13 protein-coding genes are annotated in these 12,555 nt (G+C 68.3%); 1 reads left to right on the top strand and 12 read right to left on the bottom strand.

Annotated features, from left to right (window positions below):
• The first annotated feature begins 31 nt into the window (after positions 1-31).
• Complete coding sequence (locus ACE191_RS01665) at positions 32-991, top strand: phosphatase PAP2 family protein (RefSeq protein ID WP_400190439.1); 960 nt, start codon at positions 32-34, stop codon at positions 989-991.
• Positions 992-1,068: 77 nt separating this feature from the next.
• Here the strand turns inward: ACE191_RS01665 and ACE191_RS01660 are convergent, their stop codons facing one another.
• From ACE191_RS01660 to ACE191_RS01605, 12 genes are all read right to left on the bottom strand, one after another.
• Positions 1,069-1,737, bottom strand: a complete 669-nt coding sequence (locus ACE191_RS01660) for a response regulator transcription factor (protein ID WP_400190438.1) — start codon at positions 1,735-1,737, stop codon at positions 1,069-1,071.
• 196 nt (positions 1,738-1,933) lie between these two features.
• The gene (locus ACE191_RS01655; RefSeq protein WP_400190437.1) at positions 1,934-3,184 is read right to left on the bottom strand and encodes an ATP-binding protein; all 1,251 of its coding nucleotides are present in this window, start codon (positions 3,182-3,184) and stop codon (positions 1,934-1,936) included.
• The gene (locus ACE191_RS01650) at positions 3,181-3,993 is read right to left on the bottom strand and encodes an alpha/beta fold hydrolase (protein WP_400190436.1); all 813 of its coding nucleotides are present in this window, start codon (positions 3,991-3,993) and stop codon (positions 3,181-3,183) included. The genes ACE191_RS01655 and ACE191_RS01650 overlap by 4 nt, the downstream gene beginning before the upstream one ends.
• A gap of 60 nt (positions 3,994-4,053) precedes the next feature.
• Positions 4,054-4,800 (bottom strand): acetoacetyl-CoA reductase, encoded by a 747-nt coding sequence (gene phbB / locus ACE191_RS01645; RefSeq protein ID WP_400190435.1) that lies wholly within the window; start codon positions 4,798-4,800, stop codon positions 4,054-4,056.
• A 153-nt stretch (positions 4,801-4,953) separates the two neighbouring features.
• On the bottom strand, positions 4,954-5,559 hold the full coding sequence (locus ACE191_RS01640) for a class I SAM-dependent methyltransferase (RefSeq protein ID WP_400190434.1): 606 nt from the start codon (positions 5,557-5,559) through the stop codon (positions 4,954-4,956).
• 178 nt (positions 5,560-5,737) lie between these two features.
• Entirely contained in the window at positions 5,738-6,025 is a 288-nt protein-coding gene (locus ACE191_RS01635; RefSeq protein WP_400190433.1) for a hypothetical protein, read from the bottom strand.
• Positions 6,026-6,066: 41 nt separating this feature from the next.
• Positions 6,067-6,408: a hypothetical protein gene (locus tag ACE191_RS01630; RefSeq protein WP_400190432.1), complete on the bottom strand. Its 342-nt coding sequence runs from the start codon at positions 6,406-6,408 to the stop codon at positions 6,067-6,069.
• Positions 6,409-6,436: 28 nt separating this feature from the next.
• Positions 6,437-6,706: a hypothetical protein gene (locus ACE191_RS01625; RefSeq protein ID WP_400190431.1), complete on the bottom strand. Its 270-nt coding sequence runs from the start codon at positions 6,704-6,706 to the stop codon at positions 6,437-6,439.
• Between the two features lie 481 nt (positions 6,707-7,187).
• Positions 7,188-8,162 carry an ABC transporter ATP-binding protein gene (locus ACE191_RS01620; protein ID WP_400190430.1) on the bottom strand — a complete coding sequence of 325 codons (975 nt, stop codon included), beginning with the start codon at positions 8,160-8,162 and terminating at the stop codon, positions 7,188-7,190.
• Positions 8,163-8,281: 119 nt separating this feature from the next.
• Positions 8,282-8,668: a DUF3037 domain-containing protein gene (locus ACE191_RS01615; RefSeq protein ID WP_400190429.1), complete on the bottom strand. Its 387-nt coding sequence runs from the start codon at positions 8,666-8,668 to the stop codon at positions 8,282-8,284.
• Positions 8,646-9,437: a HipA family kinase gene (locus ACE191_RS01610; RefSeq protein WP_400190428.1), complete on the bottom strand. Its 792-nt coding sequence runs from the start codon at positions 9,435-9,437 to the stop codon at positions 8,646-8,648. Before ACE191_RS01610 ends, ACE191_RS01615 begins: the two co-directional genes overlap by 23 nt.
• A 363-nt stretch (positions 9,438-9,800) precedes the next feature.
• The gene (locus ACE191_RS01605; RefSeq protein WP_400190427.1) at positions 9,801-12,368 is read right to left on the bottom strand and encodes an alpha-amylase family glycosyl hydrolase; all 2,568 of its coding nucleotides are present in this window, start codon (positions 12,366-12,368) and stop codon (positions 9,801-9,803) included.
• Positions 12,369-12,555 lie beyond the last annotated feature (187 nt).

Below are 12,555 nucleotides of genomic sequence, written 5' to 3'. Positions count from 1 at the left end.
GGCCCCACCGGGGGCCCTAGCCGAGCGTAGGATGATGCACCACGTACACGCGCCTGCCCACCTCTCCCCCGCCCCAGCCAGCCCCCGGCCGCACCCCCGCCCGTCCGGCCGCCTGGTCCCCGTAGGCACCCTCGCCGCCCTGCTCGCGGCTACCCTTAGCACCCAAGCCGCCCCGCCGCCCCCACCCGACAGCCTCGCCGCCCGCCCCCTCCGCGTCCGGCTCGATACCCTGCTGCGCCACGGCCGCGCCGTCTACCACGTGGCCCGCGGCCGCGCCAACTGGCTGCGCAGCCAGCCCGCCGTGCAGAAGCTGGCCGTGCCCGTGCTGCTCATCGGCACCGGCGCTATCATCCGCGACGAGGTCGAACTGTTCGAGCTGGAAATGGAAATCGACGAGTCCGTGCGCGACGGCACCCGCCGCCACCTTTCCGGCGTGCAAACCAACGTCGACGACTACCTGCGCCACGTGCCCGCCTATACCACCCTGGGCCTGGGGCTGGTGGGCGTCAAAGGCCAGCACAACACCCTCAACCAGGCCCTGCTGCTGGCTTTCATCTACCAAGTCAACAGCGGCATCACCAGCAACCTCAAGCGCCTCACCCAGGTCGAGCGCCCCAACGGCCAGAACCTCCGCTCCTTCCCCAGCAGCCACACCAGCACCGCCTTCGCCACGGCCCACTTCATGCACAAGGAGTACGGCCGCCAAAGCCTCTGGTACAGCGTGGGCGCCTACGCCGTGGCCACCACCACCGGCGCCCTGCGCGTGGTCAAAGACAACCACTGGACCTCCGACGTGGTGGCCGGCGCCGGCGTGGGCATCCTCTCCACCGAGCTGGTGTACTGGGCCTACCCCACCCTGCAGCGCACCGCCCGCCACCTGGGCCGGCAGCTGGGCTTGGGCCGCAACCGCCCCGCCACCAACCAGGTGCTGCTGCTGCCCCACTACGCCCACGGTACCGCCGGCGCCGCCCTGCTCATCAGCCTGCGCTAAGCGGACCTCCCCCCAGCCCCCTTCCCTCGCTTGATGCGCGACATCGTGGAGAGCGGGCCGGGGGGTGCGGTCCGCGGCTAAATCAGGTCGAACGCCCGCGCGTACTCCATCAGATCGAAGGCCGTAGTGGCGCCCAGCTTCTGGCGCACGTTGCGCCGGTGCGTGGCCGCGGTCATCTCCGAGATGTTCAGCGCCCCGGCAATTTCCCCGGCGCTGTGGCCCAGCGCCAGCAGCCGCAGCACGTCCCGCTCCCGCGCCGTCAGGCTGGAATACGCCACCCGGTGCCGCCGCAGAAAGTCATTCTCGTCGATGAGCCGCTGCACCTTGGCCGCGAAGTGGTTGTCGGGGTGCAGCGGAATGGCCAGCCCCATTACCAGCAGCGGCCCGCCCTGCTCGTCCGTCAGCAGCCTTCGCATCGAGGTCAGATACCAGCTCCACCCCTCGCGCTCGGTAGTGCGCACCTGCTGGTAAAACGTGTGCACCTCCGGCACGTGGTTCTCATACATAAGCTGAAAAACCCGCGCCATGTACTCGTCCGACTCCACCGGGTTGAAGTAGGTGGGCGAAAACGCCGGTCCCAGCGCCGTCAGCTCTTCCAGCGTCGCCCCCAGCAGCTGCAGCCCCCACTTGGAGAGGTAGCGCACCGTCTGCGTAGGCACGTGGTGAATGATGATAACGGCCGGGTACTCGTCGGCCGTGGCGGCCACCTCCGCAATCTTGGCGCTGATGCGCTCTTCGTCGGTCATGTAAGCGCTGCCGAGGCAGCCGGGAAACGGTGGAAAAAGATCAGAATGGCAAGCGTCGCCCCCACTATCCTTCCCCGCAGCTTCTAAGGTACTCCCTAAATCCCCACTCCCCGCAACCCTTCCCCCCGCTTCCTTGCCCGTTTTATGGTCTTCCGCCTGGCCTACCGCGCAGTTTCCCCGCTACCGCGGGCCGTGGCTACTCCTGCCCCGGCTGCGTAGCCGCCCCGGCCGGCGCGGGCCCCGGCTCCCTGGCTGCTTCGCCGGGCAAATAAATCCGAAACGTGGTGCCCACGCCCACCAAGCTGTCCACTTCCACGCGCCCCCCGGCTTGGTGCACCAGCCGGTTCACCAAGTACAGCCCCACGCCCGAACCCACCACCTCCGGGTGAAACCGCCGGAACAGCTGAAACAGCTCGCCGCCGTGGCGCACCAGATCGATGCCGCGGCCGTTGTCCTGCACCCGCAGCAGTACCTCGCCCCCGGCCGCCGGCGCCGTGCTCACCCGCACCAGCGGCGGCCGCCCCGGCTGGGCATACTTCAGCGCGTTGCTCAGCAGGTTATACAGCAGGCTGTGCACCGCAGCGGGCGTCATGCGCAGCGTGGGCACTGCCAGATCCACGCTAAACGTGGCCTGGTGCTCCCCCAGCCGCTGGCTCAGGCTGCCCACTATCTCGTCGACCACCGGCTGCAGGGCTACTTCCTCGGTGGGCAGCTCCTCCAGCTGCCTTTGCTGCTGCACCACCTGCGTGAGCCCGTCAATGGTGCTCAGAATCTGCAGCAGCGCCTTCTCAAACATGGCCACCATGCCCTGCGCTTCGGGGTCGTGAAAGGTAGCCGAGCGCTTCAGCTCCTCAAAGATGCCCGCCATGTTGGTCACCGGCTGCTTCAAATCGTGCGAGGCCGTGTACACAAAGCTGTCCAGATCGGCATTGATGCGGGTGAGCTGCTCGTTGCGGGTAGTCAGCAGGGCGTTGGCGCGGCCCAGCTGCTCGCGCTGCTCTTCGGCCTGGGCACGGGCGCGCAGCAACTCCTGCTCGTACTTGCGCCGCTCGGTAATGTCAAACAAGGTCGCGCGCAGCAGCAGCGGCTGCCCGTCGGCGTCGCGCCGCAGCGTCGCGTTCAGCAGCACCGGCAGCGAGCTGCCGTCCCTGCGCCGCAGCAGGTAGCTTAGCTCACGCACCTCCCCGTGCAGCAGCAGCCGCGGCACGCAGTGCATTTCGTAGTGCAGGCGCCCGCCCATGGTCAGCAGCTGCTGCAGGCCCTGCCGCGCCACCAGTTCCTCGCGGGTATAGCCCAGCCAGTTCAGCAGGGTCTGGTTCAGCTTCACCAGCGTGCCGTCGGGCAGGCACGAGCAGTAGCCACAGGGCGCGCGCTCGTAGAGGTCCTCCAGGCTCTCTTCCGTCAGGCGCAGATCCAGCGCGGGCAGCTCTTCCGGCTCATCACTCATACCGCCACGGGTTCCAGCTCGGCCAGAAACGCCTCGATGGCCGCCGTGGTAGGCTGCGGCGCGCTCAGGTGCGGGCAGTGGCCCGAGGTGTCGAGCACCACCAGGCGGCTGCCCGGCAGCTGCCGGTGCAGGTACTGGCCCACCACGGGCGGCGCAATCACGTCCTGGGCGCACTGCAGAATCAGCGTGGGCGTGCGCACCGCCGCCAGGTCGCGGCGGTTGTCCGACAGAAAGGTGACCCGCGCGAAGTGCCGGGCAATCTTCGGGTCGGTACGGCAGAAGCTCTCGTTCAGCTCCTGGGCCAGCTCGGGCCGGTCGGGGTGCCCCATAATTACCGGCGCGATGTAGCCCGACCAGCCCTGGTAGTTGTCGTCCAGCGCCGCCAGCAGCTCCTCGATGTCGCCGGCCTCGAAGCCGCCGGTGTAGCCCTCGTCGTTGAGGTAGCGCGGTGAGGGACCCACCAGCACCAGCCCCGAAAAGCGCGCCGGCTCGCGCCCGGCGGCCAGCACGGCAATCATGCTGCTCACCGAGTGGCCCACCAGCACCACGTCCTGCAAGTTCATTGCCCGCAGCACCGCCAGCACGTCGTCGGCGTGGGCGGCCAGCGTGGCGTAGCGCGCGGGGTCGTAGGCCGTCAGGTCCGAGCCGCCGGCGCCCACCAAATCCAGCAGCACCACCCGGTAGCGGTCGGCAAAGGCGGGGGCCACCAGCCGCCACATGCGCTGGTCGCAGCCGAAGCCGTGCACAAACACCAGGGCCCGCTCGCCCTCCCCGTACACGGTCACGTTGTTGCGCGTCAAAGCATCCATAGGCGTAGTAAGCGAAGGGTGCCCGGCGGCCGGGCAGTCAGGAAAAAGCGGGCGGCTGGCTTACGACATGTGCTGCCCGCCGTTGATGGCGAAGTTCGAGCCGGTGATGAAGCCGCTTTTGTCGGAAATGAGGAAGGCCACGGCCTCGGCAATTTCCACCGGTCCTCCCAGGCGGCCCACCGGAATCTGGGCCACGATTTTCTCCCGGATGTTTTCGGGCACGGCCATCACCATGTCGGTGGCAATGTAACCCGGCGAGATGGTGTTCACCGTGATGCCGTAGCGGGCCACTTCCAGGGCCAGCGACTTGGTGAAGCCGTGCATACCGGCCTTGGCCGTGGAGTAGTTGGTTTGCCCGTACTGGCCCTTCTGCGCGTTAATCGACGAGATGTTGATGATGCGCCCGTAGCGCCGCTCCACCATGCCGTTGATGACGTGGCGGGTGCAGTTGAACACGCTGTTCAGGTTGGTGTTGAGCACCGCGTCCCAGTCGGCCTTGCTCATCTTCACAAACGAAGTGTCACGCGTGATGCCGGCGTTGTTGATCAGGATGTCAATCGGCCCGATGTGCTCCTCCACGTCGCGCACCATGGCCCCCACCGCCTCGAAGTCGGCCACGTCGCCGTGGGCCAGCTCAATGTCGTGGCCGTCGGCGGCCAGCTCGGCCTGCAGCTGCTGGGCTTTCTGCTGGTTGCGGAAGTTGCCCACCACGCGGTAGCCTTCTTCGCTGAGTTTGCGGCACAAGGCCGTGCCGATACCGCCCGTGCTGCCCGTGATGAGTGCAACCCGCTTGCTGTCCTGGTTCATTCAAGTAAAAAAGTATGGCGAAAAACGACGGCGCGTGGGGCAACTGCGGCGCCCCGGGAGCCGGGCCCCGGCCTGGTGTCCCTTGCGGCCCGGCCGACTACCGGCTGCGGGCAAATATAACCGCCCGGGGTTAGCGTCGCCGGGCCACGGCCCTCAGGCGGCTTCGTCGTGCCGCGCGGCCAGCCGGGCGGGCAGGGCCTCGGCGCGCGGGGCGTAGGTGAGCACGTGGGCGGGCGGCAGGTTCAGCAGCACGTGCGCGTGGCCCCGGGGCTGAAACAGCCGCTCGAACACGCGCTGGTTGCGCAGCGAGTACTGAAACAGAATCAGCTGGCCCTGGGGCCGCAGCAGCTGCCGGGTGTGCTCCAGAATGCGCCAGCCCAGCCGCCGCGGCAGCGACGAGAACGGCAGCCCGCACACCACGTAGTCCACCGTGCCCGTCAGCCCCAGCCGGGCGAGGTAGTCGGCGGTTTGGTCGGCCGAGCCGTGAATGACGTGCACCCGGGGCTGCCCGGCGTAGCGCTGCTGCAGCTGCCGGCAGAAGCGCCGGTTCACTTCAACGAGCACCAGCGCCGTGTCGGCCCGCCGGCGCTGCAGCAGCACGTCGGTGAAAACGCCCGTGCCCGGGCCGTACTCCACAATGCAGCGGGCGCGCGCGAAATCGATGGGCGCCATCACCTGCTCGGTCAGCTCGCGCGAGCTGGGCACCAACGACCCCACGACGCCGGGGTTGCGCAAAAACTCCTCGAGAAACGACGACATAGCTTGGTTGCGGGTGAACAAACAGCCCTGCGGCAGCAAGCCGACGGCCGCCCCTTCTACGGCCCGGCCCGGGCCGGGATGCCCGCCAGCTGGCCGCCGCACCCCGCCACTCACGGCAACGCCCGGCCTCGGCAAATGCCGAAGCCGGGCGCGGAACGCTTGCGGTGAGGTAGCCGGCTTAGTCGAGGCGCAGGCCCTGGGCGCTGGCGTAGTGCTCGTCGATGGCGCGCGTCATGGCTTCCTGGAAGCTGACCAGCAGCTTGTTGCGCTCCACGTCGGGCATGCTCTGCAGCGCCTGCTCCAGGGTTTGCCGGTACACGTGCGCCATGAAGCCCGAGCCGTAGGTGGCCATAAAGCCGTCGTGAATTTTATCAAAAGCCACCTTCTCGGCCGAGGAAATGGAAAGCGAAAGGGCCAGCCATTCTTTGGCGTTGTTGGCCAGGCTGGCCTGCAAATCTTGGTTCATGGAAACAGGAAACAGAGTGAGCGGAAATAGCGGCCCGCCGCCTAGCGGGCCCGGCGGTACGGGCGGAACACGTAGGGCTCGAACACCGGCAGCAGCTCGCCCGGGCCGCCGTGGGCGGCATAGAAAGCTTCGATAGCCGACTCCAGGCCCGGCCGGTCGTGCAGCGCCAGGTTGGCAAACACGTCGGGGGCGGCCAGCGGGGCCGGCAGGGCGCTCAGCCGGCAGCGGTCGACGCCCAGCGGGTGCTCAATAAACAGCGGCGTGCCGTCGTGGGCCGCGCGCTCGTGCTGGTAGCGCCAGGCCAGGTCGAAGGTGGGCTGGCTGGCGCTGTGCGCGGGGTGAGTCGAGGCAAAGCCCAGGCTTCGCAGGTATGCATCATTCATGACCGTAGGCAAAAAGAGGGAAGGAAATTCAGCGGGCAGCCAGCACTTCGGCGGGCCAGTTCACCTGCCGCAGCAGCACCCGAAACTCGGCCTCGGAAGCCACCCGGCCCTGAAAGCTGTAGAGCAGCTGCCCGTCGATGGCCTCCAGCAATGTCAGCTCGCCGTCGTCGTAGAGCACCAGGGTTTCCAGGCCGCACTCACTGGGGCGGCTGAAGCGGGTTTGGCCCGCGGGCGAGGCAAACCGGGCAAAGCCAAAGGCCAGCAGCAGCTCGGCCGATGGCTGGTAGTAGAACGCCATGGAGAAGGCCAGGGGAAAGCGCGCCCAGCGGGCCGCGCGTGGTAGGTAGGACAGGCCACGCGGGCGCGGCCCCAGTCACCAGTGTCGCTACCACTACTGCCGGTCATACAGGTCAAGCCTTCCCCGGCCGCTTAGGTTCATAGTTAGTTCACTATATTTTCCCGGGCGCGCCATGTAGCTCAGCAGCTGCGGGAAAACTTTCCGTTTCAGGGTCGTTGGCCGGGCTGAAACGCAAAACGCCCCAGCGGCCGTCTGCCGACTGGGGCGTTGCAACGTGGGCCGGTCGCCACGGATGGTCCCACACCTGAAACCATCCTAGTTGCCGCATCCGGCGCCGGACCCTGCTGGCTTAAACGAAGCTGCCCGCCCCCGGGAGGCGCCATAACTACGGGATTTAACCTGCGCGATACGCGGATTTTGTTTTGCGTAACCCGGCGGCGGCCCGGGATTAACCGCTGACAACGACCACCGCACCCAGGATTTATACCCACCAGCCGCTGCCGGGGGCCAGCCCCAGACGCACGGCGTCGCCGGCCACCAGCCCGGGCGCCGCGTGGCGCGCCACCACCTTCGTTGCGCGCAGGGCTACTTCCACCTCCGAGTAGGGCCCGAAAAAGCGCACCCGCGTCACCTGGCCGGGCAAGCCACCCGCGGCCGGGTTCAGCACCAGCTGCTCGGGGCGCACGAGCAGCTGACTGTCCTTGCCCGGTGCCGGGCCGGCCAGGGCGCGGGCCGCGGCTCCCGTCAACAGGCTGTAGCCGCCGAAGAGCGCCGCGACGTAGGCACTCACCGGCTGGCGGTACACCTGCTCGGGCGGCCCCTGCTGCACCAGGCGCCCGCGCTGCAGCACCAGGATTTCGTCGGCCCAGGACAGCGTGTCGAGCGGGTCGTGCGAGACCAGCAGGCAGGTGATGCCCAGCTGCTGGCCCAGGTCGTCGAGCACGGCTTTCAGCTCCGCCTTGTGCGTCATGTCCAGGTTGGAGAACGGCTCGTCGAGCAGCAGCAGCCGGGGCGCGCCCAGCAGCAGCCGGGCCAGGGCAATGCGCTGCCGCTCGCCGCCCGACAGCTCGTTGGTGGGGCGCGTGAGCAGGTGGTCGATGCGGCAGAGACGAAACAGCGCGGCGGCTTCGGCGGCCGACCGGCGGTTGGCGTAGCGCAGCACCTGCTCGACGCGCAAAAACTTGGGCAGCTCGAACTGCTGCGACAGGTAGGCAATGCCCGCGTGGCCCGGCACCAGCTTGTCGGCCGGCCCAATCACCTTGCGGCCATCGAAGCGCACCTCGCCGGCGGTGGGTTGAATCAGCCCGGCAACGGTTTGGAGCAGGCTGCTTTTGCCGGCCCCGGTTTCGCCGGCCAAGGCCAGCCGGCGGCCTGCCTGCTGGGTAAACGACACCTCGTGCAAAGCCAGGCTGCCGCGCTCCTGCAGGCTGATGCCCACCACTTCTAACAAGCTCATATCGGTCGGCGGCCCGCGGTATGCGCCGGGCCGGCTGGCAAAGGTCGGCAACCCGGGCCACCGACGAGCACCTGCCTTCGCAGGCTTCGAAGCGCGACAGGAGTTGCCGGCCTGGGGCGCTACTCTACCAGTTGGGCGTAGAGGCGGTTGAGGGTGGTTTCGGCGTCGGCGCAGAGGCCGGGGTGCACGGGCGAGGTTTGCACCACGGTGCTGCGCGTGGCCGTGAGCCAGCGAAACCGCTCGGCTAAGCCCAGCTGCCCGATGGGGCCGCCCTCACGCCGCCCCGCGCAGATGCGCTCGAAGGCCCGCAGCCGCGCCCGCAGCTCGTCGGCAGCAAGGCCCGCGCCGCCGAAGGCCCGCAGCCGGGCTTCGTCGACGGTGAAGCGGCACTGCAGAAAGCCCTGGTCGCGGCAGTACAGCACCACGCCCACGTTCAGGAACTCCTCCCGCTCGACGCGCGGTACTACCCGCAGCACGGCGTACTCAAACAAGTGCTTGTCGGGCATGGTCGGCTTCCTGAACAAAGGTTTCGGATGCGGCCAGGCGGGCCGTAAGGAACTGCACGTAGGCCTGGCGCTGCTCAGCGGCGGGCACTTCGGGCTCGGTCAGCCACGCATCGGGCACCAGGGCCACAATGGCGCGCAGCAGCTCGGGCGTGAGGCGCGCCCGGCTCTCGGCGTCGACGGCCGCCAACTCCGTGGCGCGCGGCAGCAGCACGTGGTCCTTGATCTGCGGAAACGGTCGCGGCCGGGGGGCGGCCCAGCCCGCCCCGGCGTGGTGCGCATACAGCGCCGCGCCGTGGTCGATCAGCCACAGCTCGCGGTGCCAGAGCAGCATGTTGGTGTTGCGGGCGGTGCGGTCCACGTTCAAGGTCAGCGCGTCGAGCCAGACGACCTGCGAGGCCAGGCGCGCGTCTACCACGCTCACCAGCGGGTCGTAGGTGCTGGCGCCCGAGAGGTAGTGCAGAGCCAGGTTCAGCCCCTCACTGGCCCGCAGCAAGTCCTGGATTTCCTCGTCGGGCTCGGTGCGGCCGAAGGCTTCGTCGAGCTGCACGAACACCAGCTCGGGCACGCGCAGCCCCAGGGCGCGGGCCAGCTCGCCCACCACCAGCTCGGCAATCAGGGCCTTGGCGCCCTGGCCCGCGCCGCGAAACTTGACCACGTACAGGAAGTCATCGTCGGCCTCAACCAGGGCCGGCAGGGAGCCGCCTTCGCGCAGCGGCGTGACGTAGCGCGTCACGTTGACGGTTCTCAGGGCGGGGACATCGGGCGGCATAGGCGCGCAGCTGGGTGGAAAACGGGCCCGCAAAGGACGCACAAAGCCGGCAGTTTCCATTATTGCTCCAGCTTGCCCGGAACCGGGCCCCTGCCTTACCGCCTAATCCCGCCTCCCCCATCCGCCGTAAAAGTCGGGTCGCCTTCACCCGGCACCTTTCCCCACGCTTTGGTTATGCATCGTCCTCAACGCCCGCCGCGGCTGGTGCCGCCCACCAAATCCAAATACGTCATCCTGACTTTGCTGGCCGCGCTGCTGCTGATCTGGCTGGCCGAAAAGTTTCTGTAGGCCGCCCGCCAAAGCAAAGCGTCCGGCCGAGCAGCAAGCCCGGCCGGACGCCTTGCGTGGCAAATGGCGGCGCGGCTAGCGCGTAACCACCAGCCGCTGCGTGGCCACGGCCGCGCCCGACTGAATGCGCACGAAGTAAGTGCCGCGCGCCCAGCGGCTGGTGTCGAGCAGGTGCCGGCGGCCGGCGAAGCGGGTGGTTTGCACCAGCCGGCCCTGCAGGTCGTACACGCGCAGCTCGCTGCGGGCTGCGCCGGTTTCCTGGGTCAGCTCCACGCTCACCTGGTCGGCGGCCGGGTTGGGGTACAGGTTCAGGGCCAGCAGCGGCTGACCGGGCCTGGTGGCCGTGGGGGCCTGGGGCGCCAGGCGCAGCAGCCAGGTTTCATCGGCGCCCAGGGCCGGCAGCGCCACGCTCCAGGCGCTGAATCCGCCCTGGCCGTTGAGGGTAACGGTGCCCGCAGCCTGGCCCGAGTACAGCTCCGTAACCTGGTACACGCCCGCCGGCAGCGACGACACGCTCAGCGTGAGGGCCGGGTTGCTCGCGGCGCCGGCCCCGAAGTTCGACACCATCACCACGGCTTCCTGCTGGTACACGCGGGCGTAGCTCAGCAGCGCGGCGTTCGAGGCCGTCACGGGCAGATAATAGCCCTTGCGCAGCGCCTCGTGGGTAGTGCGCAGGCGGATCAGCTGCTTGTAGTGGTTGAGCAGCGAGGCCGGGTCGGCCTGCATGGTAGCCACGTTGAACTGCGCGTAGTTGCCGTTGACGCCGCGCCAGGGCGTGCCGCTGGTAAAGCCGGCCTGGCTGCCCGCCGTCCACTGCATGGGCTTGCGCTTGTCTTCGTCGGGGCCGGTGCCGAGCATGCCCACTTCCTCGCCGTAGTACAGGAAGGGCACGCCGGGCAAGGTCAGGTACAGCGCCGCAGCCTGCTTCATCTGGGCCAGGTTGCCGCCCAACTCGCCCAGCACGCGGTTCTGGTCGTGGTTGGTGAGGAAGGTGGCGTACTGCAGCTTGGGGTAGCTTTGCTCCACCGTGTTGAGCTGGTTGCGCAGGCCCGTGGGGTTGCCCGAGCGCACGCCGTTGATGATAGCCGCGGCCAGGTCGAACTCAAAGCACACGTCGAGCCGATCGTTGAGCACGTAGGGCACCACAGCGGCGGTGTTCGACCAGGCCTCGCCCACGGTAAAGGCGTTGGGGTTCACAGCCTTCACCGAGTCGTGAAATTCTTCGAGCAGGGCAAAGGTCTCGGGCGTGTCTTCCAGGCGGGTGCCGTCCTCGTCGAGGTACTTGATGGCATCGAGGCGGTAGCCGTCGACGCCCTTCTGCAGCCAGAAGCGGCTCACGTCCCACATGGCGGCCTTCACGCTGGGGTTGCTCCAGTTCAAATCGGGCATGCCGTCGAAGAAGATGCCGTAGTAGTAGCTGCTGCTGCGGCGGTGCCACACCGTCTGGCCCCAGGGTCCCTGGAAGCCGGGGTTGGTGGCCGACCACACGTACCAGTTGCGGAAGGGGCTGGTCGAGCTGGTGGACTGCGTAAACCAGGGGTGCTGGCTGGAGGTGTGGTTGAGCACCAAATCCACAATCACCTTGATGCCGCGGGCGTGGGCGGCGGCCAGCAGGGCCTCGAAGTCGGCCATCGAGCCGTAGTCGGGCTCGGTGGCCTTGTAGTTGGTCACGTCGTAGCCGTGGTAGCTGGGCGACTCCATCATGGGCATCAGCCACAGGGCCGTCACGCCCAGGTCGGTGCTGGTGGTGGGGTTGCCGTCGTTGAGGTAGTCGAGCTTCTGCATCAGCCCGGCGAAGTCGCCGCGGCCGTCGCCGTTGCTGTCGTAGAAGCTGCGCACGAACACCTCGTAGAACACCGCGTCGTTCCACCAGTGGGTGGCGTAGTTGGTGAGCGAGGGGCCGCAGGGCGTGCAGGTGGCAAAGCACACCGCCGGCGGCGCGTTTACCGCGGCCGTGGCGTCGAGCACGCGCTGCCGGGTGCCGGTGCCGTCGTCGGTGCCGCAGGCGGCGGGCACCGGCTCGGCCCCGGCCAGGGTGTTGCCGTTCACGAAGCGGTACTGGAACACGGCCCCGGCGGGCAGCGAAATCTGTACTTCGTAGATCTGGTCGCCGTTGGCGTCGCTGAGCGGAATGGCCGTGGGGTTCCAGTTGCTGCCGTAGCCGGCCAGGGTCTGGAAGCTGCCTACCACGTGCACCCCGGCGCGCGAAACCGTCTGCCCGCGCATGTTCACGGCAAAGCGCACCTGGGGCGTGCAGCCGTTGAACACCGGGGCGGGCAGGCGCAGGTCGGTGGCGCCCAGGGTTACCTGCCGGTTCACGTTGCCCCCGCCGTCGGCCACGCCGCAGTCGGCCGGGGGCAGCTCGGCGCCGGGCCAGCCGTTGCCGTTCACAAACTTGTAGAGGTACGTGCCCGCCGGCACGGTCACCGTCACTTCGTAAATGCCGTCGTTGTCGGGGTCGGTCAGGGCCGTGGTGGCCGGGTTCCAGTCGGCCGGAAAGCCCGCCTCCGACTGAAAGCTGCCCGCCACGTGCACGCCGGCGGGACTCACCGTCTGCTGGCGCATGTCGACGCGAAAGGTGAGCTGGGCGGCGTGGCTGCGGAGCCCGCAGCCGATCAGCAGCAAGAGTAATAGTTGTTTCATGTTGAAGCCCTTGGGGCTGAAAGCCAAGGTTCAAAGGTAACTCGCGGCCGGCGCGCTTGTTGGTTGCCCGCCGAAAAAAACCAGGACCGGCGGGCCGGGCGCCGCCGGGGGCCGCGCCGAAATTTTCGCGGCCGGCAGGACACTACAGGGCGCTCCGGGCGCGGGGGAAGGCTAAGTTGCCGCGGCC

Source organism: Hymenobacter sp. B81, from assembly GCF_044628455.1.
Taxonomy (GTDB): Bacteria; Bacteroidota; Bacteroidia; order Cytophagales; family Hymenobacteraceae; genus Solirubrum.
This window is presented reverse-complemented; position numbering and strand designations above follow the sequence as displayed.